Consider the following 24701-nt stretch of genomic DNA (forward strand, 5'->3'; position numbering starts at 1 on the left):
ATCAAAAGCGCAATAACTTTCATATGCTGATTCAGTAGGCACAATTCTAGTCTGATTTAGACGCTAAAATCATTTGAACAATGCGTTTGTTTTCTTGTTGCGCTAAATAGCCGCGAACATCTTCTTCCGGTAAATGAACCGGTAAAGTCATTTTGTTAAGGCGGCTATCAATTCTTCCCGACCGAAACTTTTCAGATAACTGCTCCATTGAAAGATTAGAAGTAATGATGGTTGGCCTTTTATTAATCATTCGATCATTCAGGATTTTTGTATATATTTCTTCAGACCATTCTGTTGCCTTTTCTACTGCGAAATCATCTATTACAAGCAACTCCACATCCATAAATTGTTGGATAATTTCATAAGCACTATGATTGTCGTCATCAAATTTCTTTTTAATTTCATCTAATAGATTCGGTGTATAAATACCGCGGATATGGTATCTTTTGATAAGAGCATTTAAGATACTTACTGCTAAACGAGTTTTTCCGCTTCCTTTCGTCTCGCTAAATAAATACAACCCTTTCCCCAATTCCTTGAACCTTTTATAATTCTTAACATACTCAATGGCAATTTTCTTTGCAACAGCCGCTCTTACTTGACTTTCTTTCGTCTTGTAAATATCTGTTTGAAATGAATTAACAGTCGCATTTAAAAACTCGATTGGCACTTTCGCCGACTTCATCATGTTAGAAATTTGACGATCATAGCGGCATCTGCATTCTTTCATGTACCTAATCTCTTCATGATCTTGAAATATCCAACCCGTTCCGTCACACTGTCCATAAGGGCATGGGTCAGAAATCACATTCGAGTTCGGTTCGCCATCTTCCCTTTTCAGAAAATTGTTGTTGTAGTTGCTCGTACCAATGTGGGTCTTTATCTCGTTGAGAATTTCCTCCAAACTCTTTCGTTTGTTTTGCATCGTTTGAAACCTCCTGATCATTTTTTTTAAGTAATCCGGCTTGATACGCTTGGTCAAAAAGGTAATTGGCAACATATTTAAACGATCGAATCCGATCTTGCGAATGACGAGGCATAAACTGTTTGAAACAATCCGTCATCCACTGCAGTACTTGCTTCGCGGGCCAACCTTGTTCCGCGACGCGGCGTATACACTCTTTATCCGCATTTGAGACATATTTCTTGCCGCTAAGCTCTTTGAAGTGTTTCGCAATTTCATTTACAGATTCTTCAATGGCTTGATTATTCAAAGAGCGAGGCGCCTCTTCATCTTCTTTATTTGAAGTAATCTTTGTAGTAATCTCTGGTATTGCTCCTGCATGAAGCATCTTCGAACCTGCATCATGCACTCCCGAGACTGCATCATGCATGTCCGAGTCTGTATCTCGCCTTTTTGAACCTGTGCTTTCTTTCCCCGAAGGATGATCTTGGTCGCTTCGAGGATTTTCCTTATGGTCTTCGCTAGACGTAAACCATTCATAGTGTTTGATTGGATACCCTAACCGTTCAAGATCCTTGACGACTTTAACGAGATTCACACGATATTGATAAGTTTTATCCCATTTATACCGTGAGTTTGTTCGTTTAAATAAATATCCTCTTTCCTCTAAAAATTTCAAATGACGCCGAATGGTTGTCTCATGAACACTTAATAACAACTCTCCAGCCAAATCTTTCGCTGTCTTATAAATCCAACCGTATTTTGGCAGTTCCCCATTAGATTCATTTTCATTGTGGAATCGTTGCTTTTCTTCTTCTCGATACAATTCGGCATCCTTTGTATACGTTTCCCAATAAATAAACTGATTTAGTGCTAACGCTCGAATATAGTGGCCTGTTAACATCGAAAATTCTTCTCTTAAAACTACACTCTTTAAGTTTTTCGTAGTCATATCTCCACCTCATTAACCATGTTGGTATTGTCAAAAGTTTACCCTCCACACTCACTGTTTTTCATTGAGTTTCAACGGTTAGAATAAAAAAAGCTTGCCACCCCCGTTGTTTTAGGCCATCATTGAGGTAACCCCACACCCAACACCCAAAACAAAGGAGTGACAAGCTTGTTACCTCAATTATTAGCCTATTTGCTCGAAATAATCAAGTCCCAACATCAAATCATTGTCTATTTAATTGGTGCCTTATTAGGAAAATCCTTAAGCCGCAAAGACATGGACGAACCGGTTCGAAAACCGTACCGAAAACTTCAAGTCGATGACCTTCCCATCATCGATGTCCCAGAAACACTCGACTACCGGCAGCTTTTAGCCGACTACGAAGCCCGGCACGGCCGTCCGTTGCCGCCGATCCAACGCCGGGACAACGCTAAACACCGTGTTCCGGATTCGTTGACGTGTCCCCGTTGCCAGGCGCCGTCATCCTACCTGTACGCCAACAACGGCGGAAAAGGGCAGTACCAATGCAAAGTGTGCCAATGCCGGTTCAACCATCGAAATCGGTTCAAAAAGCAAGCGGTCTTTCGTTGCCCGCACTGCTTCCAAACGCTTGAGAAAATCAAAGAACGCAAGGACTACTACATCTACAAATGCAAGAACAACGACTGCCCGTTTTACCAAAAGAACCTTCGCCGGATGAGCCAAAAAGAACGCCAACGGTTCCAGCAGAACCCTCAAGCCTTCAAGGTGCGGTATCTGTTCCGTGAGTTTTTGTTTGACTTTCAACCATTGGCCCCATCGTCGCCGAAAAAGCCAAAGGTCGATTTGTCTCGTCTGGCGGTGTCGTCGCACACCCTCGGACTCGTGTTGACGTACTACGTTAACTATGGGATGTCCTCCAGACAGACAGCCGGAATCATGAAGGATGTGCATGGCGTGTCGATCTCCCATCAGACGGTACTCAACTACGCCAATAGCGTTGCGCTCATGATTCAGCCGTTTGTCGACCGGTTCCCGTACGAGCTGTCCGGCTCGTTCTGTGGGGACGAGACGTATATTCGCGTGAAAGGACGCTGGCATTACCTGTTTTTTATGTTTGATGCCGTGAAAAAAGTGGTGTTGTCGTATCGCGTCTCGCCCCACCGGGATACGTTGTCGGCCATCCGCGCCATCGATGACGTCCTGCGAAAGCTGCCGTCCATCCCGGACGATTTGTCGTTCGTCGTCGACGGCAATCCCATTTACCTGCTGGCGCAGCACTTTTTTGCCCAGCACGGGATTCCGTTTGACGTCCGCCAAGTGATCGGACTGACCAATGAGGATCCGGTGTCCGAGGAGTTCCGCGCGCTCAAACAAATCATCGAGCGATTCAACCGGACGTTTAAAGGTAACTATCGGCCGACTCACGGATTTGGCGCGGAAGAAGGCTCGGTCTCCTTTGTCACGCTGTTTGTGGCGTATTTCAACTTCCTGCGCCCGCACGGTGCACTCGAAGGCCGGGTTCCTGTCGTCATCCCGGAGCTCGCCGATCTGCCCCATATGCCGGCCCGGTGGACGAAGCTGATCGCCATGGCTCAAGATTTCCTCCAACAAGAGGCAGCCTAACTTTTTTGTCCGCCGGAGCCCATGGATCAGAAGAACAGCCGGATTCGGCGAAGCGAACCCTTGACCAACCGAACCTCGTCAAAGGTAAAATTCGGTAAGGGCAAGGGCGGCTTTCCTATGCCCTCTTTTTTGTCCCCGTCGCCCTTGACGTCCCTTTCACACCTTTGGCGGGTGTTGGTCAAGAGCGAATCCGGCTCCAAGGATGCCTTACGATGCTCCAGGGGATGGCGGATGTGGAGTTTTCATAAAACTTTTGACGCTACCACCATGTTTAAAATAATAAGTACCTAATTTTTAGTTCGCGCAAACAAGAGTTTCATCACTCACCACAACTATCTACCTCCTTCAAACACAAAAACCCCAAACAACAGGTACACTGCACGCACGTGCCAAAAAACAAAGGCACAGCATACCTGACGTTTGGGGTTTTCCCTTATTGTATCCATATTCAGTTTACATTGTATCCATTTCGATTACATAGATTAGTTTAACGCTCATTTTCTAAATGTCAACTGTATTTCTACTTCTCTACAAAAAATTTTTATTCCTTTTTTCTTCTTCGATCATTTCTTGACCGACATGTTCATATTTCTCTGGAAGCTCAAGCAGTGCAAATGAATTGAGTGAGTGGCAGAAAACCCCAACTCATATAAAAATTCAAAAACTACCGTCATGAACTAGAAAACGGACACCGTATCCGCTATTCATCCATCTTTGCAACAAAGAGTAAAAAAATTCTACAAAGTATTCGAATGACGAAAAACGCCTGCTAACATATTTAAGCATCAAAATGATAAAAGGAAGGGGATTGAATGATCATGAATCAAAAAGATTCAAATATCATCTATATAGAAGTAGAACAAGCAATTTTAGGAGCAATTTTAAATGAAGGCGATTTAATTCAAGATTGTACATTTCCTGCCGAATACTTCGGCAAGCGGGAGCATCAATGGATTTACCAAGCAATGCAAGCACTGCAAAAGAAAAATGAAAAAATTGATATCGTGACAGTGGTCACTCAACTGCAGGAAATGAATCAAATCGAAACGGTCGGAGGTGTATCTTATTTATATGACTTAGCCGATGCCGTACCTACAACGGCGAATTTTTCATTTTACGTCCACTCCTTAACGGAAGGATATAAATTAAGAAAAGCTCAGGCTCTTGCTTTGTCGCTTGCTTTATCTCCGACCGTGGAAAAGATCAACGAAGTATATCAACAGTTAGGGGCTTTGCAGGAATTATCCTCATCTTCCATTCGAACCATTCAGGATGGTCTCTTTGACATCTATGAAGATCTTCTTTCCCCACAAGGTGATATCCGAGTTGATACGGGATTAATTGATTTGAACCGTTTAATCGGTGGCTTTCAAAAAAATGACCTGATCATTATTGCAGGAAGACCGTCCACGGGGAAAACCGCCTTTGCTCTCAATATTGCGATGAACCATTTAAAAAACGGCGGAGTGGTCGACTTATTTTCACTCGAAATGTCAGAAGATCAACTGTTAAAACGCATGTTATCCGCGGTTGCAAGAGTCAACAGCAAGCGATGGAGCGATAAAAACTTTTCGAAAGAGGATTATGAAAAGATTGTACAAGCCATCGGAATCATGGGCAACTGGACCGGAGTATTAAAAGACAAACCGGCACAAACCGTTGCAGAAATCCGCTCCACCGTGAGACAGTCGATGAAACAATTTCCTAATCAAACACATTTAATTGTGATTGATTACTTGCAGCTTATTCAACCGGTCGGTTATTTTGAACGTCACGATTTAGCCATCGGAGAGATTACAAAACAATTAAAAAATATCGCAAAAGAATATCATGTCCCAGTTGTTCTCTTATCACAGCTCAATCGCGGTGTTGAGTCACGCGCCGATAAACGGCCGATGATGTCGGATATTCGTGATTCAGGAAGCGTCGAACAAGATGCAGATGTGATTATCAGCTTGTACCGTGACGATTACTATAATCAGCCATCTATCCCAAGTAGTACAAGCATCGTCGAACTGAACGTTTTGAAAAACCGCAATGGCCAAATCGGCAGAGTCGAGGCAGCCTTTCAAAAAGAATTTGGCTTATTTTTGAATCTGATGAAACACAGTGATATGCAAAATGATAGAAAATCGTGATATTATGTCTAGGACGTGCTGTCCTAGACATGATTTACTCATTCCCCCTTCGAAAAAGGTATGCACTATTCATCAATCGTCAAAAGAAAAGGAGTACAAATGTTGAAAAGACATCTGTACTCCTTTTCCTATTGTACTAATGACCAGGATGATACTTATTCAAGAATTCGTATATGGCCAACGCATATAAGTCAGAAAGTCGTAATCGTGTGCGTACGGAAAGCTCCTTCATCCCCTCTAGATATTCAGGTTGAATCGTGATGGTCGTTCTCACCCCCTTTTGTGTTAAATCTAATTGCATTAACGCTTGATGAATATTGGACTCCGTAGAAACATTGACAGCTACTTGAGGACTTGTATAAGCTTTTTTCGGGATAGTCATGCGTTTCTTTGACATAATATCAACATCCTTCGTCTCCTTGTCAGGATCACCAGCATAATACCATTTTCCATCTTGATTAACTTGATATCCAAGTTTCAACAATCTGGAACGCAAAGTCGTCCTACCTAATCCTAACTCTTCACTCAATTCATAAATATTAGCACCCGTTTCATTTAAATAACATACAATTTCTCCTGCCGTCTTCATCGAACCATCTCCTTTATTCATGAAATCATCAATGAATCATCAAATGTCTTTTTGACTGTATAAGCAATATACTCGAAAAATTCCTGTATTCGAAGACTTGATGAACATTTTCATAAAAGTACACACGATCGACTAAGCAGAACACTTTTGTTTTGCGGTTGGTCTTCTGGATGTCGGGAAAGATTGAGGTGATTAGCATATTTTGCAGATAGATAGAGGAAGACACCGAACTTTATCAATCTATTCGAATATGGACGGACACCTGCTATACTATTTCAAACGCCACCGCTTGTACTCACTTAAGCAGTCACTTGATGATTTCGATGACGAGGCGATCACCGACTGATTCACTGATCCATTTTTCAGGTGACAAACAACACCCGACCAAACGACAAGCGGTTTTCGCACCAATTGCTGGAGTGATGGCAAAGAGCATTTTTACAACCCGAACTTCATTACTCAACATCAACTTTCAAAGGAGGATCAAGATGAGCGTCATTAGCGAATATCAGCTGACCCATTGTTCGATGAAACTACTAGAATATCTTTTTTATTATCGTGGCATGACCGCTTTGCAATTGTCCCAAATGTACTATGAATCCGAAAAGCCATTTCCCACACAGAAATCAAGCGTCCACAACTATCTAAGCAAATTGAAGAAACAAAACTTGGTCGCTTCCAAGAAACTAGAAGACAGTATCCGGCCGGGTTCCCTGTATTATTTAACACCAAAAGGATTGGAAGCGGTGAAAGAGATACTGAACATCGAAGTCGGAGCGACAGAGAACGGATTTATCCTGTTAAACGAACAAAAGGGCATCCCGACACAATCCGATTTACCGTATAGCCTGTATCAACCACCGAAGCAGCAAATCCAACATCATTTATTATTGATAGACTTCTTCATTCGTTTACGTATCCATTTTTTTGAAGAAGAATCTGTCGATCACCGACTTTCCATGTATTGCTCAACCCCCTATACGTACAACAACATGGATGGAAAAATCAGACCGGACGCAGAAATCATATTGCCAAACGGCGACTCCTATTGGCTCGAAGTGGATCGATCAACGGAAAGCCACTCCCAATTACTCGCTAAATTTCAAAACTACAAAAACTTTTTATCTTATTTGGAGGAAAACAACTTGCCCATTCCATTTAAGGGAATCATATTCCTCGCCGATGAGAAGCAACAAATGTATGGGATGAATCGACGCTGGATGAACATATTGTCTGCCTATTTAAAGAGTATGGATCCCAATCAAGCAGCAGATATTCGTCTGCTTATGACACCGCTGAATAGGGTGGAAAAAACCCTACGTTTTGAAATGAAGCGTGTGCAATTAAACAAGTCAGCCACGCAACTGCTTCATGAAAAACTTCATCAACGAGGTTATCATCGTATTCTTCCATTCATTAGAAAGTCAGACCAATCATTATTTTATGCCATTGCCATGAATAAAAAATCATATAAAATCTTTTACGTGCATGTGAGCAATGCATATGACTCATCCTTGTACACTAACTTTCATCAATTCATTCAAAGATTAATGAAGATTAATCAAAAGGATGAAGTGAAACAACTGCAGCCAGAGGGAGTTGAACAAATCGTATTTCATCTGGATCAAACTCCGTATATCATCCCTACTTTGCATGGTGATCATGACTTAAAGGACATAGAGGCAGAGTTGGAAATGCTGAGTGAAGATATCACATTTATCCAGTTAGACACGGAGGATGTGTAGGACATATCATCTAAAACATCGATACAATAGTGGATTACAATAAATAACCATCGAAGGAAATGAAAAAAGATGGCTTCTAAACCATTCAGAAGCCTTCAAATCTCCAGATGATATGTAAAAACAAAACAGAAGGCTGTCCTCAAAAGGTCACTTTACGACCTTTTGGAACAGCCTCTTTCCTTCTCTTTTTGCTTTAAGACAATTTATGAATGATTGCCATTCTCCCTCTCGGAAATTTGACTTGATGATCCTCATCAAATGTCAGCGGTCCGTCTGTTTGAAAAATAAAGAACGCTTCACCTTTTTCCATGTTTTCTTTAAACGTTTTATAACGCACTTCAAAAATGGCATTGGCTTCATCCAAAGATAAAGCATCGATTACTGCAAATTCTTCATCTCTCCCCTTCACTCTTCTCACGACATAATACTGATTCATACACAATCCCTCCAACATATTTTGTAAATAAAAAAACATCGGCAAGAATGTTAACGACTGTTTTCGTCATACATCCTTACCGATGATTTTTCACCATTTCTCTGGACCAAAAAGGCCTTCTGTTATATTAATTGTAAAAGGAAAGAAAAGTAAAAAACAAAATCGATTATCTATTATCATTCTATCTTACCTTTTGCCTTTTTTTAACCCATTTCATCGAATTTCTCCCTGTAAAATAACAAATCTGCTTGACAAAAGTGAAGACTGGGTAGATAACATAATGGCCACCTAGGTAGGGAATTCAATATAGAGGCAAGCAAAAGAAACTTAAAGTATATTTGTAGTAATGAAATGAAAAAGAAACGGGAAGAAGTACGAATACATCCAAGAGAAAAATTAATCGAATAATCAAATGACAATGTCCAGATGACAAACAGGAGCGAGAGGAATAGGTGGAAAGTAGTTTTTACATATTTTCCGTACCAGCCATCCCCTTCTTTTTACAAAAATCCCGTACCGGCAAAGCACTTTTTACAAAATTTCCGTACCGAGAAGAGGTTTTTACATATTTTCCGTACCCCGAGTTCGACAGTCCATTTTAGGCAAGGACAATTTAGAAAAAGCCTTTTAAGTCTATACACTAGAAAAATACGTTGATTTTCGTAGGCACACACTTCGTATGTCAAGGTTGATTATATTTTCCCCAAAATCGCCGGTTTAACATTCCCCAGAAAGATCTCATGGAACCCTTTGTTTTTCTTTTTGGATCCTCTTTTCCTGTAATCGATAGCTTTCCCCTCTTTAGGTAATGGAATGACGCAGCAATCGATCTAACATCGCCCGAGTCTCCCACGATTTCTCCCCATTCCCCAGAGCTTTTGTTGGGATATGCTCGTACCGCTGGGTGATCACTAGAAATAAGCAATGAGCGCTGTTCGGATCCAGTTTTAGGTACCCCATTTCATCGATCATGAGAACAGTTGACTTCACAAAGACACGAAGCTTTTTCTCCAACTTTCTGGCCGCCTCTTCTTAACTGAGTGACCAAATCACGGGCGGTAACAAAATACGTTTGATATCCTCTTGCGATTGCCTCCATTCCAATCGAAATCACCAGGTGTGTCTTTCCAATCCCTGGTGGGCAGAGAAAAAGGATATTTTCTTTTCGGTCAATACACGACAACGTAAGCAGTTCTCGAATCCATCACTCATCCAACGAAGGTTGCGCGGTAAAATCAAACGTATGGATCGTCTTGCGATACGGCAGTTTGGACTTTGATGAGCGTTTGGATCGATCGTTCCTGCCTTTTGACGATTTCCGCCTCTAATAAGCGAATAAGCGGAACAAAAACTCCGAATATGGCATATTAAGAGTAACTACGTATTCTACCATGGAGAATCATCGTTCCTCCGTGACAAGCAAATGGAATCGGTGACCATACTCGTGTATTCGTTCTTTCATGATCTTTCCCTTCTCAGGAATGCGTCATAACTCGTAATCATGAACCATTGCTCCTCTTATTGACATTATAGTTCTATTGTAAGTAAGGAATTTTATTCGGCTATATTGGGGATTTTATCATCTGCTTTAACACATTATATATGGAATTTATATACCGCAATGTTCTGCACTTTTTTCTTGTAAAAAACAAATGGTAACGAAAGTGCGTATCGATTCATCGTAGCTATTGGGTTTTCCTTGTCCTGATCCTCCTGCGTTTTTACTCATTTTTTCCTTTTTGTTTCCTATATGCGTTACCACGTCGATCACTTCAGAACAGAATGGTTTGGCGCCATGGCCGCTTGTTGATCCCTAATTGGGACCAACAAAAGAGACGAATCATCGTGCCGAATCAACGTAATGATAAGGTGTTTCCAAATATTGAGCCTAAGAGAGAGAATAGCGCCCGCTGATCTGCAGAAAAGAACATGCGGCATGACATGCAATTACTTGTTCCCCAATGGTCGTGTCGGCGGAAAAATAGAGCCATAGCTAAAAGGACAGGGGGATGGATTAGCGGATTTAGACAAAATAGTGTTGATGGAACCTATCAACTCATAAGGTTAACTGGATATAGAATAACCTATCCAGTTAACTCTATGAACAATTTCATTCCCCTTTTCTTTCCACAACCGCGTCAAATCACGGTTTTTTATAAACAAAATCCCCCTTTCCAAGAAGAGAATTAGGATCTCACAGCTCCAAATCCGCTCCCGATTTTTGAATGCCCCCGACGTTTTATCAAGAGTGTTTCCATTGTAAATTTATGAAGATATTCATCGACAAATGGATGGAATTTTTACGGAGTGTTTCAATGGATGGTCACTATTCCTGTATCAGAACAATCATCAAACTCCCACTCCTTTCATTCATAGACGCAAAGGAATTCTTTGAAAATGGATCATGTATAGGTATCTATTGCTCGTCACGATGATTAGAAATAAAAAATGACGCCTGTCAGAATCACGACAAGCGTCAGCTCGATTGCCCCCTTTTTAACCATTTACTTCGAACTTCTTCCTGCAAAATAATCAATCCACTCCACTTTTTTGATCCGTTGAGCGGGTTTTGTCCGTTATGGTGAAGCTTTCCCCTATAATCAATAGCGGCCGCGTCATCCGCTCCATCCCTCCATCCTCGATGATTTAGACGTATTCCTCTTCCCTCTCGCTTTTATTTTTTGTCTGACATAAAATATCCATAAACATAGGCTTGCCCATTGGCGAACCTCATCCACTCTCAGTCATGACTTTCTTCCTTTTTCACGATATAGTTGAACATCATCACTTGAAAAGAGGTTTGGAGACTTTGTGTGCCGGCTTTACACCCTATGTTCCATGATATGAAAGAGACCTTTTACAACTTTATTTCTCCCCGTTTTCTTCGCCCGATATAAGGCTTGATCGGCTTTCTCCAGAAAACCACTTATCGATCGGATCCTAAGAGTTATGGTATTCTGATTACAAAGATAAAAATAAATCCAAAGCCCAATCGAAAGGAGCAAAAGAAACATGGATGATAGCAAAGAATATTGCCCGTTTTGCGGGGCTGATTTGCAAGGACCACCGATCCCGAAAGAAATCCAGCATCATTACGGCGCTACTCATGGATCCAGAAAAATCGGTATTTACAGTCGGGAAGAAGATCGTGTCATCAAATGGCAATGTCCGGATTGCGGAAAGGAATGGGAGCGGGAGTGAATCCCCTTTTTTCTTTTTTACTTTCAATCCTGACAGTATGAGGTCCAGTGCAAAGCAGATTCAAACAACGTGTTGTAGATTCCGATTTTCCATTCCCTCTACCGTTTCGTTTGGTCGTGGCTGCACCAGCTAGCTCCATCCACTTACCGTTGGCTTCTTGTTTACGGCAAAATAAATGGACAGAGAGCGGATAGGAATTTTCCTATATCACTTGAACGCGGAAGTGTTGGGGTGATTGCTTCTTAGGTAAAACAGCCCTTGATACGGCGCTTTACTACGCCCGCAGCGGCTTCATGTCAAATGGACATTCTCTACACTTTTTACAAAACGCTGCTTTTTTTCTTTACGGTCCACACATGCCTGCAGTATCCTTCAACAAATTGAACATACACTCGAACGGTGGCAAGCACCGTTCTCAGGATTACAAAATTTTACAATAAAAAATAGAAACAATATTATTACCTCTGATATAAATAAAAAACGTGTGATGAGGTGTCCGTTAAATAAAAGAGTTTTTTATGAAAAGGACAAGAAAGGAGTTGAAGTGTCCTCCAACACCTCAACTCCATCAGCGCAGCATATCCGTTAGATAAACGGTCTTTGTAGTACACGGTGAATAATAAAAATCCATCTGAACTTTTTCCCTTTTAATTAAGTGAGTGGTTGTTTAGTGCAAAATGAAAGTACAGAGTTCTGCAACTGAAAAGTGCAGAGCTTTTCATTATATAAAAAAGGCTTGCCAGCCCCTAAAATCCCCTCCGCCACTGTTACGATTGTGAAGAATAAAACAGTGGAGTGATAAAAAGGATGCTGGTCATGCCAAACATTTACGTGACAAAAAAAGCGCGATCCTATTCTCGTTGTCATGCATTCATCGGCCAGTCTTTGTATTGCTGCTCGGCTTGTTCCATGAATTTGTTTGTTAAGAATTGCAATTGTTGGCCGGTAATTTTTTCTTTCATGAGTACTTGCTTGACGGCTAATTTCACTTTAGCGTAAACATCTCGACGGTGAGGACTTGTCCAGTCTACGGCTAATTGTTTCTTTAAGGCTTTGACCACCTTATGGATTAAACTAGCAAGAAACTCGTTTGAGAACGCTTCCTGCTCCATAGCAGTGATCGCTTTGTAAAATTCAATTTCTTCCTCTGACAATCCTAAGTCGTGCCGCTTGCGTATTTCTTCTTCCATTTCTTTGCGCATGTTAATCATAACCCTGACTACATCGGCTGCCTGAATGACACGATTATGATAATCCCTTAACGTTTTCTCTAGAAGTTCGCTTAACGCCTTTGACTGTGGGCTTCCTTGGCTAAATGTCACTTTAATTTGGTCCTCTAAAAGTTTTTTCAGCAACTTTAAGCGCAAGTCTACATGCTCTTTTTTCGTTAAATCCGCCAAGAACGCATCGTCCAATATGCTGATATCTGGGCGTTCAATTCCTGCTATTTGGAAAATGTCAACAGTTTCTTTCGCTAATAGACTATTGTCAATAAGTTCTGATAATCGCTCTTCTAATGTTTTGTTTTCCTTAGATCCCCCAGTTGACGGGCGTAAATGTTTGCGAAGCTGTGCTTTCATCATGAAATAAAGCATGACCTCATCTGCAAGTTCAAGCACTTCCGGCTGATGTTTCACCAACTGATACGATTTTTCAAGTTTGGTGGCTGCTTGGATATATTCCTCGGGATCTCGGTTTAAAAGAATGTTAACAAGATCTGCAATGAAGTCTTCGCGCTCTATCTTTGGTTTTGCGCGCCAGTTTTGCACATCAATCTCACTTGGAATAAATCCTCTTACTGCCTTCAGATGATCCATGAAGATATTAACGGCCTCTGAAATATCATAAGTAGGACTTCCCGTGCCGCCACTTTGCGTATATTTATGAGTTGCTTCTTTCAGGGAAGTGGCGATTCCAATATAATCAACGACTACTCCGCCTTCTTTTCCCGGAAACACACGGTTTACACGGGCAATAGCTTGCATAAGATTGTGACCCTTCATTGGCTTATCGACATAAAGATAGGAAAGCGGTTTAGCGTCCATTCCTGTCAGCCACATATCGACGACAATGACAAATTTCAAAGGGTCTTCTGGATCACGAAGTTTGGCTTTCACTTCTTCTTGCTCTTTTTTCGATTTAATATGCGCATATTTGCTTCCCGGCTGAACTTCGCGCCACTCTTTAGGGTCCTTTGATACATCCCCTGTCATAATCACTTCAACAGGAGGGCATTCCGGAATTTCTCTTAGATAGTTATACAAATCCACCGCAATGCGTCGGCTCATACAAACAATCATCGCTTTTTGAAATGGATTGGCGACTTGGTTAAAATGTGATACGATATCTTTGGCTAAACGACGGAGCCGTTTTGGAGTACCGACGACTTTTTCCAGAGCGGCCCATTTTCTTTTATAGCTCTCTGACTCTTCATCGTCTCCCCCTGCTTCTTCGATAATTTTTCTGTATTTTTCATCAATGTCCCCAGCGGATAAATCAAGCGGAATTAGGCGGCTCTCATAGTAAATGGGCAATGTCGCTTTGTCTTCGACCGCCTGAGCCATATCGTAGCGGTGGATAATATGTCCGAAAATTTCTTCTGTATTGTTATCAACAAAATCGACCGGGGTTCCCGTAAATCCAATATAGGAAGCGTTCGGCAAAGCATAACGCAACTGAGCGGCAAATCCGCCCGCAAAACCGGCTTGGGTGCGATGTGCTTCATCGGCAATCACAACAATGTTTCGTCTTTCCGATAAAACAGGGTGTCGGGTTTCTCCTTCTTTTTTACGGAATTTTTCAATAGTGGAGAAAATAATTTGTCCCGCTTCCCCTCTCAGTAATGTCCGCAGCTGTTCGGTACTTTCCGCGTGATGCACATGGCCGATGTATGATTTCCCTTGCACAAACGTATCATGCAACTGTTCGTCTAAGTCATTACGGTCCACTTGAATGACAATTGATGGATTTTCCATTTCCGGATGGCGAGACAAAATTCCTGCGAAAAATAACATGCTTAGCGATTTGCCCGAACCCGTTGTATGATACATTACCCCGATTTTCCGATCTCCATCCGGCCGTGTCGCACGGATCGCTTCATTGACAGCGAAGTTCACACCGAAAAATTGGTGATATTTTGCGCCAATTTTTGTAATTTTGCTTCCTTCCTCCAAAAAGACAATAAAATTACGAATATAATTTAGCAGACGGTCTTTTGGAAATAATCCTTCAATCAGCGTGCGCATCGTATTGGCGCGGTTGTTATCGACATTTCGCCCATCAATCGATTTCCATGAAGCAAAGAAATCGTAATCAGCAAACGGCATCCCATGCTTCGTTTCCACGTTATCGGAAATGACAACAAAAGCGTTGTAGTTAAATAATTGCGAAATATCATATGTATAGTTTTGAATTTGGGTATATGCATCATAAACAGTCGCCTGCTCGTTGTTCGGATTTTTCAACTCAAATACAATCAGCGGTAAACCATTAATGTATATAACGATATCTGGTCTACGGGACATGCGCCCTTCAATCGGCAATTGATTGACCACTAAAAAATCGTTGTTCTCCGGATGTTCCCAATCGATTGGGAAGACATGAGGCGTGTACGTTTCATCGTTTACCTCATAAGAAAATTCAAGTCCTTTCGTCAACATTTGGTGAAAATGCATATTTCGGTTAATCAATTTTACACCATCTGGCGCTGTTAGTATTTGTGCAAGTCTTTTTATTTCATGTTCAGGTATGGCCGGATAAGCCTTCTTTAAGAAGGCTTCCAACCGACCGTAAAGAACTACCTCGTGAAGACTATCCCGCTCTCCGCGCTGAAACAATTCCTGCGCATGAAGATAGTCATAACCTAACCGTTTTAAACGTTCAATCGTCGTCTCCTCAAATTCCGTTTCACCTAGAGGTCTCGTCATGTTGCTTGCACCTCCTAGTCGAATGTAAGTCTATTTAAAGCACTTCTTCTACTTGTTTTTCTGCTTGAGATACATCAATTTCACCGGATAAAAGGCGGGGGAGAAGGTAATCTTTAATATTAGTTAATTCTTCTATTTCAATTAAATTACTTTCGATTAATTTGAATAGTTTCTCACATTTTTGAGTAAACTCTTCAATATTTTTAGGCTTTAAAATTTTTAACTTTTTAAAGTTTGTTTTACTTACTTCTTTAAAAGTACTGCCGTTTGCAATAGATAATATTAAATCCATATTAGTTTTTAACCAAAAATATAATTGGTACATTGTAAATGTTTCATTTGGAATTAAAGTAATAAATCCTTGATTTGTACATGCTTCTTCTCTGTTAATAGAAATTTCTCCTATCGTCGCTCGACTTGTCATCATAACGCAATAAGGTGGAAATAGTTTGGCCGAACTTTTTTCAAGACCAAGTTTAGTAATTTTCTTTGACGATTTCGAAATAAATAAAGATTTTTGAGTAGTTAAATCAGTAGGAGAGAACCAATTAATATCTCCATTTTCCCAATATTCCTTTACACTAGTCTTTGGTGTACCTCCTCCTAATACAGATACAGCCTCACCAATTTCGATACACTCCCACCCTTCAGGTATCATTCCTAATTCCGACTCCACAAACTCTCCGTCTTGGAATGGTCCAAAATCAACAAACCAATGCTTGTAAAGCGTCATGGCCATTTCTTCGAGGGTTTTGTTCATCTCTACATTGAGTTCGATTTTATCGTCAATAGAACCTAATATTGACGCAATTTTCTCCTGTGTTTCTAAATCTGGGAGTAAGACTATAGCATTTTTTATTGAATCAATACTTACAGCAGGATATGCTGCTCCCTGTTCTTGAGAAACTAGATAATCTGTAAACTTTTGATCAGAAATTAGATAGTATAAATATCTTGAATTTATTTTTTCTGTCGCTCTAAGTACGGCAAAACCAGTCGATACAACTTGATTTTCTTTTGGTTTTTTAAGATATAAAAATGATCTACGATTTGGTCTTACTGTTGAAAGAATAGTGTCCCCAGCTCTAACTAGTCTTTTTGCTCGGCTTGGTGCTTCACTAATCGGATATTGTGTTGTTTCCCGAAGTTCACCTGTTCCAACAGACGAAATATCTATATAATCTATAACATTAAAAGGATAATCTTTAGTTAGTGATTCTGGATTTATTTGTACTACCTCTCCAAGTCGTACTTCCTTCCATTCATTCACAGTAATTCCTCCAAGTCTTTCTTAATCTTCTCTTGAAGGCGATTCGACTCTTCAAACTGTTCTAAAAGACGCTGAGTTAATTCAGCCATTTTTTCTTCAAACGGTACATCGTCTTCATTGGATACTTCCGTCCCAACGTAAATCCCCGGTGTTAATTTGTAGTCATTGGCTCGTACTTCTTCAATTGTGGCAACTTTACAGAACCCGGCAATGTCTTCGTATCCTTCTGTCCCATCGTATTTGTAGGCACGATAAACGGCTGCGATTTTATCAATTTCTTCTTTAGATAACGCTTTTTGCTTACGACTAACGAGGGTTCCCATTTTGCGAGCATCGATAAACAAAATTTCATTTTTTCTTGCCCGGTAGCCGTTTTTGCCGTCACGGTTTTTGCTTAAAAAGAATAAACAACATGGAATGCCTGTGGTAAAAAACAGTTTTTCAGGCAATTGAACAATGCAGTCAATATATCCTTCATCCACTAATTTTTGACGAACCTCTTTCTCCTCTTTCACATTCGTCGTCATCGCTCCGTTTGCCATAACAAATCCTGCTGTACCTGTATCGTTTAAATGATATAGGAAGTGCTGCATCCACATATAGTTCGCATTGCTGTTTGTAACTGGCCCGATTAAGCGCGGGTCATTTTTTGATAAACGGTCTGCTCCCCAGTCTTTTTGGTTAAACGGCGGATTGGCAATCACGTAATCGGCCTTTAAATCAGGGAACTGGTCGTTTAACAGCGAGTCTCCTAAACGAATTTCTGCATTGATGCCATGCAATAAAACGTTCATTTTTCCAAGACGTACGGTCGTTACCACATTTTCTTGCCCGTAAAACGACAGAGCATGTTTGTTCGGAGCATATTCTTCACTTTGTATAAACATTCCGCCGCTGCCGCACGCAGGATCAAACACAATCCCGCTTTTCGGCTCCAGCATGGCAACAAGCAATTTAACGATACTTGACGGTGTAAAGAATTCTCCGCCTCTGTTGCCTTCGGAAGCGGCAAAAGAACTAATAAAATACTCATATGTACGGCCCAATATATCTACACTGTCGTCCGTATTGGCGCTAAATACATCACGGGAAAAAATTTCGATTAATCCCGCCACGTTTTCAGGCGGCAAGTTCGAACCTTGGTAGATTCGCGGCAATATGCCTTCCAGTTCTGGGTTTTCCTCTTCAAGACGCTTCATCGCGTTATCAAGAATTTCTTTAATATTCGGCTGCTTGGCGTTTTTCATAATATAAGACCAACTTGCTTCTTCTGGCACTACAAAGACGTTTTCCGCCTTATATTGGTCCGGGTCGGTGATGATGATTTGCCGCATTTCATCATCTTCCGTATACCAATCGCTGCTTGGATCTTTTACGATTTGCTCTAATTCTTTTCGACGCTGCTCGTACTTATTGGAAAGATAGCGCAAAAATATTAACGGAAGAACATAATGTTTATAATCAGCAGGAGCCACACTCCCGCGCATTTTATTGGCTGCTTCAAATAAATCCTTTTGAAAATCGATGTCTGCTTTTACAGTCATACTTTGCCTCCTGTTTCTTTATCCTTTTTCATATAAGAATATTTTATCATAAACTTATATCCTAGATATTGTTAAATAAAATAAGGGAAAAGAACTTTTCATTATCAAGACCTAAAATCTGAAAATCCTTAAAAAATGAAGGTGAACACATATTAGTCACGTATAATATGTGTTCACCTTTCATCTTTGTCTCACTTCGGTAGCACCGTTGTGTAAACATTCATCCAACCAACTATTGAATGACTTTTTCATAACCATGATTTTGCCGATGTTCTTTTAAAAATACAGGAGAAGGTGCATCCTTAAGAGGTTTTTTAAACTTAATATTCGTTTGTATCCCTTGCTCAACAAAATCAAATTTTTCGGAAAAAAGAATCTCATATTTATCAGATAAAGAAATAAAACCATTTTCAAAAAGGGCATCATGAAGTTTACAAAGCAGAATAGCATTACGAGGATCTACTCTTTCTTCTTGTGTAGAAGCTGCCCATGGTTTTATATGGCTTGCTACAAGCAGTTTGCGATGAGTAATATCACACATCGCACATTGGTGCTGATAATTTTTAAGCAATATTTCTTTTAATTTACGTTGTCCTATACGAGTTTTTAAGACTCGAAAAACATCTTTCCCATCATTTTCATTCATGAGGACATGATAGATTTTTTCAAGCTGCTCTTCGCTTTCCGAATTAAGTTCCTCTAGCTCTTCTTCATTGAATTTTTTGAGATCTTCTGTAATCTGTTTTAACGTTACATCAGACAATTGTCCTCTTTGATTAGCAGGAATACCGTAAAATTTAATAATCTCCTGTGTTTCTTCATTAACAGTTCCATTATGTAAAAATTCATAAATCGCTTTTGCTCGCTCATCAATGGATAACCTTTCAATCGATTTACGTCTCTTCTGATCGGCTTTCTCTATCTTTCTTCTTTCTGTTTTTCTTATAGCCCCAATGTCTATGTCATAGAGTTTGAAAATATTGTTTGGCTCGATAAATTTTTCAAGATAATCGGTATTGTATCCCATAACACCATTATTCATGCTAGGACTAAAACCAAAGTGTTCAGCGATGTCTTCTAAATGCGTTGTTGTTAGTTTACCATCTCTTTTATATAAGTCCACAGCCATTTTAATCATACCTGAATCACGGAGATTTGTAGGGGTTAAGTAGGGTAATTCAAATATCTCCTGTACTGTTTCAATACGTCCATAAATTGTATACTTATTAGCAAAGGCCTTTGTTCTTCCAGTTAATGCGTTTTTAATGATATGATCCGTGTTCATTAATTTAAGTTTATTTCTTCCTCGTTTCCCTTCATTCTGTCCATTTTTAGAATAATAAATTTCTTCAGCGTGGGCTTTTTCAATGAAATCTAAGCATCGAGCGCTAACGTGAATAAAGCGCTCTCTTTCTTCTACACTGTCATATAGCCTTAACCGTTTGTTTTTAAAATCAACATCTTGTTTTTTTAAATTCAATAATTCTGAAAGTTCTGTTCCGTTTACCCCTTCAAAAATTAATCTTAATACTACTTTGTCTTGATAATTTTTTAAGCTTTCCTCTATTTCTATTAACTGTTGTTCAGTAATAAATCGATCTTTATTAATATATACTTCGTAATCTTTTTTATTGAGCTGTGACATGAGATTGGAGCCGCTTTTTTTATGTCCATTAATAATAGCCCATTCAATATATGTATTAACAACAGAAAAACGACTACTAAAATTATTTTCAGTAGTCCCTTTGGCTAGTTTGACTAACAATTCATTGAGTTCATCTTTTTCAAAATCCTTTAAATCCTTCTGGTATTTATACTCAAGATAACAACTATAAGAGAAAACATAGCTGATAGATTTTCTTGTCTCCCCCTTATTATATGTTGATAGAAAAGCTTCTTTTAGTTCTGGATTATACATCTTATTATCCATATTTCTCCACCTGATCATACCTGAAATTTCCATTACAATACCCTGACAATATAGATCATATCTAAATTTGATTTCTGGTTCATCACCAAATTTTGTGATTTAGTGACAAAAAAGAGAAAGCACTGACGAGATCCTGGCAATAATGTTAGCGGTGAAATAAACATTAGGGAGGTCTCGTAAGTGCTTTCTATATCACTAGGATTGCCAGAATTTAAAGTGATTAAACACGAACTTCTTTCCTATGGTTATGCGATTCATGTAGAGAAAACAGAGACACAGGAACGTTGCCCTCATTGTGGGTTTGCCACTTCCTCTGTCCACGACAGACGGACAAGAAAAGTACGGGATTTGGCGATTTTCCATCAACCGGTGTACTTGTTCGTAAAGGTAAAGCGCTATCGGTGCTGGAATTGTTCCCAAGTGTTTTCCGCCTCTTTGGAATCGATTTCACCCAATCAACACTACACCAATCGATTTTGTGAGTACTTGTATGAACTTTGCGAAGGCTCCACCATTCAAGAGGTTAGCCGAAAGCACCGCATCCCATATACAACATTGGAACGCATTTATTACTCCATCGCATCGAAAAAAGCAAAAGAGCGTCAAACAGCGATAGAAGCATCTTCTCAAGAAGGAATGGTGCTTAGTTTAGATGAAATCGCTGTAAAAAAGGGACATCAGTATGAAACTGTATTGATGGATGCCAGAGCCGGATCGGTCATGGGAATGCATGCCGATCGCCAATGTGACTCCGCCATCAACTTGTTGAGCCAAAATATCCTGTCGAAAGAAATGGTCCAAACGGTGATTCTTGACATGTGGGAACCTTATCATAAGGCGGTTCGCGCCCTGTTTCCATCTGCTTCGATTGTCATCGATAAGTACCATGTGGTTCAAAAAGTGACACAAGCCTTGGATCAAGCAAGAAAGGAATTTTCTCCATTGAAAAAGGCTCGATATCTTCTCTTGAAAGGCTGTGAAAAGCTTCGTAAGGACCAACGGCTTCGATTAGACGATATCTTGGAGGAGTATCCGGCACTTTCCATTGCTTATTATCTGAAAGAGTTGTTTCGGGATTTTTACCGAACCGATGGATATAATGAAGCAAAGGAACGCTTGGAAGAATGGATTAAGTTAGCCAAACAGAGCCCTTTTGCTTCTTTTCAGGAAGCAGCCAACACGCTTGAAAGGTGGAAGGAGCCTATTCTTTCCTACTTTTTGTGCCCATATACGAATGCCCGAATTGAGGGGACGAATCACAAGATCAAAAACATCAAACGCCGGGCATATGGCTATCGAAATCTAGAACGGTTTCGTTTGCGTGTATTTCTGGAGTGTACAGGGAACACTACAGGTAGTCAGGCTGCTTAAGCGCTCCCTTCTTCCGCTATCGGTATGATAGTTGGTAGAATGGAACCCGTCAAGGAAAGCACTTGACTGTTTCCATTCTACCAACTTCGTGGTCTGTATGCGGAAGAAGGATCCTGACTGATGAACCTATTTCATCCAGCTAACATGTATCTAGGATTGAGTAGAAATCACAGAAAATGGTGAAGACCCTGATTTCTTATCTTGCAAAAAGGTTGAGAAAAAATCCCTCAAGCTTTTAAAGTTACTGTCACTATTCAACTAAAGCTCTTGTTAGTTCCAACAGTATGTATTGATATATTCCTGTATTATTGGCATATCAGGTGGACTAATGTTTGTTGGAAGTTCACCAAGGTGAAAAAAGCGTAAATCTTGTACTTCATTTTCATCCATCTTTATTTCCCCTTCAAAGTCTGTACATACATAGGCTGCTATTACATTATAAACTTCATCACCATGCGGATATTTATAATAAAATTCTTTTCCCGAAAAAACATTAAATAGTTTTAGCTTTTTTGCAACTAAACCTGTTTCTTCATATAATTCCCTTTTAGCTACTTCTTCTAAAGTTTCTCCAATCTCCAAAGAACCACCAGCTAATCCCCAGCAGTTGTTATCTTTTCTTAGTTGTAATAAAATTCTATTGTTTTTATCTAAAAGAATAACACACGCCCCTGTCATAATGAGTGGGCGACTACCTACTATTTTTCTTAAATCCATAATATAGCTCATTTGCACCCTCCTAAATAAAAGTTTTCTAACTATATTCGAAACTAAATGTGTAACTCCTTCTTATTTCACTAATCTGCACGTTAGCCACCCGTCCAGCGCTTTGCAACACCACAGATAATGGAAGTTGGTCTTTCTTAAATTGTTTAAAGATTGGTCGATTAATCCAAAACTTGATGTTTTAGTTTATTTAAACCACTGAAATAAAAAATAATTTTTTAGTCAAACCTATTCGAAAGAAAAAAATTCGAGGCTATATTATTAACGATTAACCGGTTAATCAAAATTCATGTATTTTAATTCATTTAAATTTAGATGGAGGATTCAAATATGAAATATAAAAATCAAGAAGATTTGCCAATGTTTTTAACGGCAGAAGACATTAAGGAACTATTAAAAATTTCAAAACCAAAAGCATACGAGTTGATGAAGCAGGATGGATTTCCGCTTATACAGTTCGGACGCTCGATGCGGGTTAACCGCGATGAGTTTTTCCTATGGTTATCTCAAAAACAAGGAACCAGCAAATAATGTATGGATTCATTCAGTACCAAAAATGATGGTTGAGCCTTTTAAAGCTTTGCATCCGAATATCGAGATGTCTTTAGACTATTGACGACCAAACAATAACCTGTTTTGAAGACAAATATATTTTGCCTACAAAAGCGGAGTTGTTCGCTCATCTTTACACATGATAAAAATCGAGGCAGATTAGTAAAGGAGATGGGTTATGGACATCGATAGACTAATAAAGAAAAAAACTAGAGGCTACTACTTTCGTATAGATGTTGGAAAGGATCCAATAACCGGCAAGCGTCGACAACAAAGTTTTGGGCCGTTTAAAACAAAAACTGAAGCCAAAAAAGAACTTATCAAAATTAGAACTCAAGTTATGGAAGGAACTTACTTCAAGCCGTCAGCTCAAGATTTTGAATCGTTTATTAATGAATGGTTTGATACTGTATACTGTCAAAATAAAGCAGAAACAACTATTGAAACGAGAAGATATATTATCGATGGACATCTTATTCCTTATTTCAAAAAAATGCCTATTAAAGATATAAATACACGTGTAATTGATACATTTTTTGCAGAGTTACGGAAAAACGGTAGAAATCCACAGAAAAAAGCTGAACATGAAGAAAAAGAGAAAAACGATTTATCAGAATCATATCTTCATATCATTTTCAGTTTGCTTAACCAAGCCTTTAAAAAAGCCGTGGCATGGGGCTTAATTAAGGCAAATCCAATGGAGAACGCTCAAAAAATTTCGGTTAAGAATAATAAAAGTAAAAAAAATAAGGCATGGACGAAAGAAGAGGTAAATATTTTCTTAGAAGTTGCCTCTAAAAAAGGATTGGTCGCTCCATTCTTGGTTGGTGTGGTTACTGGGATTCGAAGAGGAGAACTTTTAGGACTCAAGTGGGAAGATATTGATTTTAAAAATAAAACGATCACAATAAACGGGACATTATACAGACGAAAGGGCGAAGGATTAAAATATAAACCAAAAACGAAAACCGACAGTTCTGACAATCGAGTAATTCCTATCCCTGATGCTATCGTTGAAGTCTTGCGAAAAGAAAAAGCTTTACAAGATAAAACGAGAGAAAAATTAGGGAACAGTTACAATAGCGAAAACTTTGTATTTATTAACGATAAAGGCAAACCTATCGATCCGGATTATTTAACACGCAAGTTTAGGGAAACGGTAAAGACATTAAACGTTAAACAAATTAACTTGCATGGTTTACGGCATACAGCGGCAACGTTGCTAATGAAGCTAGGTGTTCATGTGAAAATTGTTAGTGACATATTAGGTCATTCGCGTGTACAAGTTACATTAGACTATTATTCACACTCTAACGAGGAAATGATGCGTCAATCAACAAATGAACTTGAGCAACATATATTTTCATAATCTGAGATTAAGTGACCTAAATCATAAGGGCGCAAAATCCTCCATCCGAGGATTTGTGTCTATACATAATAAGTGTATCTAAAATTTGGTTCTTCACCACAAAGTGTACTTGACAAAAAACCTTTATCATGATGAAAAAATCAAGAAATGCCGAATTTCCTGCATTTTTACTTTACGTGTCCATTTAGGAGCTTGTATCACATCTATTTGTAAAAATCAAGTACATCTTTTGGTGATGAACCAAAAATTCCTATAATTATATAACCCCCTTCTTACTTCCACATTTATAGATAAAACTCTCAATCACTCACTAAGACTTAACTATTCTCCTGTATCTAATTAGGTTTTCAAAACCTCTGAACAAAACATTTTACCCCATTTTCTCTACTTTTTGGTTCTTCAGATTAAGGGGTGAAAACGTTAATTTCGGAATTATATAAAGT

Annotated in this window: 18 protein-coding genes; 7 read left to right on the top strand and 11 right to left on the bottom strand. The window is 39.5% G+C overall.

Annotated elements, in window-relative coordinates:
* Positions 1–46: 46 nt before the first annotated feature.
* Together FNL97_RS13280 and FNL97_RS13285 are read right to left on the bottom strand one after the other, a co-directional pair.
* Positions 47–808, bottom strand: coding sequence for an ATP-binding protein (locus tag FNL97_RS13280; protein WP_143416337.1), 762 nt, complete (start codon positions 806–808; stop codon positions 47–49).
* A complete protein-coding gene (locus FNL97_RS13285) occupies positions 798–1856 on the bottom strand; it encodes a hypothetical protein (RefSeq protein WP_143415944.1) in 1059 nt (352 codons plus the stop codon). The genes FNL97_RS13280 and FNL97_RS13285 overlap by 11 nt, the downstream gene beginning before the upstream one ends.
* 168 nt (positions 1857–2024) lie before the next feature.
* Between FNL97_RS13285 and FNL97_RS13290 the strand changes: the two genes are divergently transcribed.
* Complete coding sequence (locus FNL97_RS13290) at positions 2025–3461, top strand: DDE-type integrase/transposase/recombinase (RefSeq protein WP_143415945.1); 1437 nt, start codon at positions 2025–2027, stop codon at positions 3459–3461.
* A gap of 818 nt (positions 3462–4279) precedes the next feature.
* The gene (locus FNL97_RS13295; protein WP_286173381.1) at positions 4280–5599 is read left to right on the top strand and encodes a replicative DNA helicase; all 1320 of its coding nucleotides are present in this window, start codon (positions 4280–4282) and stop codon (positions 5597–5599) included.
* A 136-nt stretch (positions 5600–5735) separates the two neighbouring features.
* Here the strand turns inward: FNL97_RS13295 and FNL97_RS13300 are convergent, their stop codons facing one another.
* Complete coding sequence (locus FNL97_RS13300; RefSeq protein ID WP_172713578.1) at positions 5736–6188, bottom strand: ribbon-helix-helix domain-containing protein; 453 nt, start codon at positions 6186–6188, stop codon at positions 5736–5738.
* Positions 6189–6676: 488 nt separating this feature from the next.
* Here FNL97_RS13300 and FNL97_RS13305 point away from each other — a divergent pair, with 488 nt between their 5' ends.
* On the top strand, positions 6677–7933 hold the full coding sequence (locus tag FNL97_RS13305) for a replication-relaxation family protein (RefSeq protein ID WP_143415948.1): 1257 nt from the start codon (positions 6677–6679) through the stop codon (positions 7931–7933).
* A 193-nt stretch (positions 7934–8126) separates the two neighbouring features.
* Here the strand turns inward: FNL97_RS13305 and FNL97_RS13310 are convergent, their stop codons facing one another.
* The 3 genes from FNL97_RS13310 to FNL97_RS18935 all read right to left on the bottom strand — a co-directional run bounded on the left by FNL97_RS13310 (position 8127) and on the right by FNL97_RS18935 (position 9552).
* Positions 8127–8369, bottom strand: coding sequence for a hypothetical protein (locus tag FNL97_RS13310; protein ID WP_013401412.1), 243 nt, complete (start codon positions 8367–8369; stop codon positions 8127–8129).
* An 801-nt stretch (positions 8370–9170) separates the two neighbouring features.
* Complete coding sequence (locus FNL97_RS18930) at positions 9171–9341, bottom strand: hypothetical protein (protein ID WP_502707751.1); 171 nt, start codon at positions 9339–9341, stop codon at positions 9171–9173.
* On the bottom strand, positions 9331–9552 hold the full coding sequence (locus tag FNL97_RS18935; protein ID WP_502707752.1) for an ATP-binding protein: 222 nt from the start codon (positions 9550–9552) through the stop codon (positions 9331–9333). The genes FNL97_RS18930 and FNL97_RS18935 overlap by 11 nt, the downstream gene beginning before the upstream one ends.
* Positions 9553–11381: 1829 nt before the next feature.
* On the opposite strand from FNL97_RS18935, the gene FNL97_RS13320 reads away from it, so the two are divergent.
* Complete coding sequence (locus FNL97_RS13320) at positions 11382–11570, top strand: hypothetical protein (RefSeq protein ID WP_047818379.1); 189 nt, start codon at positions 11382–11384, stop codon at positions 11568–11570.
* 863 nt (positions 11571–12433) lie between these two features.
* Here the strand turns inward: FNL97_RS13320 and FNL97_RS13325 are convergent.
* The 4 genes from FNL97_RS13325 to FNL97_RS13340 all read right to left on the bottom strand — a co-directional run bounded on the left by FNL97_RS13325 (position 12434) and on the right by FNL97_RS13340 (position 20240).
* Positions 12434–15496 carry a type I restriction endonuclease subunit R gene (locus FNL97_RS13325; protein WP_143415949.1) on the bottom strand — a complete coding sequence of 1021 codons (3063 nt, stop codon included), beginning with the start codon at positions 15494–15496 and terminating at the stop codon, positions 12434–12436.
* Between the two features lie 34 nt (positions 15497–15530).
* Positions 15531–16766, bottom strand: a complete 1236-nt coding sequence (locus FNL97_RS13330; protein ID WP_143415950.1) for a restriction endonuclease subunit S — start codon at positions 16764–16766, stop codon at positions 15531–15533.
* Positions 16763–18310 (bottom strand): type I restriction-modification system subunit M, encoded by a 1548-nt coding sequence (locus FNL97_RS13335; protein ID WP_143415951.1) that lies wholly within the window; start codon positions 18308–18310, stop codon positions 16763–16765. Before FNL97_RS13335 ends, FNL97_RS13330 begins: the two co-directional genes overlap by 4 nt.
* Positions 18311–18542: 232 nt before the next feature.
* Positions 18543–20240, bottom strand: coding sequence for a phage lytic cycle repressor MrpR family protein (locus tag FNL97_RS13340; protein WP_172713579.1), 1698 nt, complete (start codon positions 20238–20240; stop codon positions 18543–18545).
* 180 nt (positions 20241–20420) lie between these two features.
* Here FNL97_RS13340 and FNL97_RS13345 point away from each other — a divergent pair, with 180 nt between their 5' ends.
* Positions 20421–21611 carry an ISL3 family transposase gene (locus FNL97_RS13345; protein ID WP_143415953.1) on the top strand — a complete coding sequence of 397 codons (1191 nt, stop codon included), beginning with the start codon at positions 20421–20423 and terminating at the stop codon, positions 21609–21611.
* 270 nt (positions 21612–21881) lie between these two features.
* Here the strand turns inward: FNL97_RS13345 and FNL97_RS13350 are convergent, their stop codons facing one another.
* Positions 21882–22340 (bottom strand): NUDIX hydrolase, encoded by a 459-nt coding sequence (locus tag FNL97_RS13350; RefSeq protein WP_143415954.1) that lies wholly within the window; start codon positions 22338–22340, stop codon positions 21882–21884.
* A 327-nt stretch (positions 22341–22667) separates the two neighbouring features.
* On the opposite strand from FNL97_RS13350, the gene FNL97_RS13355 reads away from it, so the two are divergent.
* Positions 22668–22868, top strand: a complete 201-nt coding sequence (locus FNL97_RS13355; protein WP_013401416.1) for a helix-turn-helix domain-containing protein — start codon at positions 22668–22670, stop codon at positions 22866–22868.
* A gap of 199 nt (positions 22869–23067) precedes the next feature.
* Positions 23068–24258: a site-specific integrase gene (locus FNL97_RS13360; RefSeq protein WP_143415955.1), complete on the top strand. Its 1191-nt coding sequence runs from the start codon at positions 23068–23070 to the stop codon at positions 24256–24258.
* Positions 24259–24701 lie beyond the last annotated feature (443 nt).

This window comes from Geobacillus sp. E263 (assembly GCF_007197795.1).
In the GTDB taxonomy this organism is placed as follows: Bacteria; Bacillota; Bacilli; order Bacillales; family Anoxybacillaceae; genus Parageobacillus_B; species Parageobacillus_B toebii.

Coding starts and splice junctions, on each gene's coding strand:
- FNL97_RS13285 (WP_143415944.1), bottom strand. CDS start 1,856: ATGACTACGAAAAACTTAAAGAGTGTAGTTTTAAGAGAAGAATTTTCG.
- FNL97_RS13295 (WP_286173381.1), top strand. CDS start 4,280: ATGAATCAAAAAGATTCAAATATCATCTATATAGAAGTAGAACAAGCA.
- FNL97_RS13300 (WP_172713578.1), bottom strand. CDS start 6,188: ATGAAGACGGCAGGAGAAATTGTATGTTATTTAAATGAAACGGGTGCT.
- FNL97_RS13305 (WP_143415948.1), top strand. CDS start 6,677: ATGAGCGTCATTAGCGAATATCAGCTGACCCATTGTTCGATGAAACTA.
- FNL97_RS13310 (WP_013401412.1), bottom strand. CDS start 8,369: ATGAATCAGTATTATGTCGTGAGAAGAGTGAAGGGGAGAGATGAAGAA.
- FNL97_RS18930 (WP_502707751.1), bottom strand. CDS start 9,341: ATGATCGATGAAATGGGGTACCTAAAACTGGATCCGAACAGCGCTCAT.
- FNL97_RS13320 (WP_047818379.1), top strand. CDS start 11,382: ATGGATGATAGCAAAGAATATTGCCCGTTTTGCGGGGCTGATTTGCAA.
- FNL97_RS13325 (WP_143415949.1), bottom strand. CDS start 15,496: ATGACGAGACCTCTAGGTGAAACGGAATTTGAGGAGACGACGATTGAA.
- FNL97_RS13335 (WP_143415951.1), bottom strand. CDS start 18,310: ATGACTGTAAAAGCAGACATCGATTTTCAAAAGGATTTATTTGAAGCA.
- FNL97_RS13340 (WP_172713579.1), bottom strand. CDS start 20,240: ATGGATAATAAGATGTATAATCCAGAACTAAAAGAAGCTTTTCTATCA.
- FNL97_RS13350 (WP_143415954.1), bottom strand. CDS start 22,340: ATGAGCTATATTATGGATTTAAGAAAAATAGTAGGTAGTCGCCCACTC.
- FNL97_RS13355 (WP_013401416.1), top strand. CDS start 22,668: ATGAAATATAAAAATCAAGAAGATTTGCCAATGTTTTTAACGGCAGAA.
- FNL97_RS13360 (WP_143415955.1), top strand. CDS start 23,068: ATGGACATCGATAGACTAATAAAGAAAAAAACTAGAGGCTACTACTTT.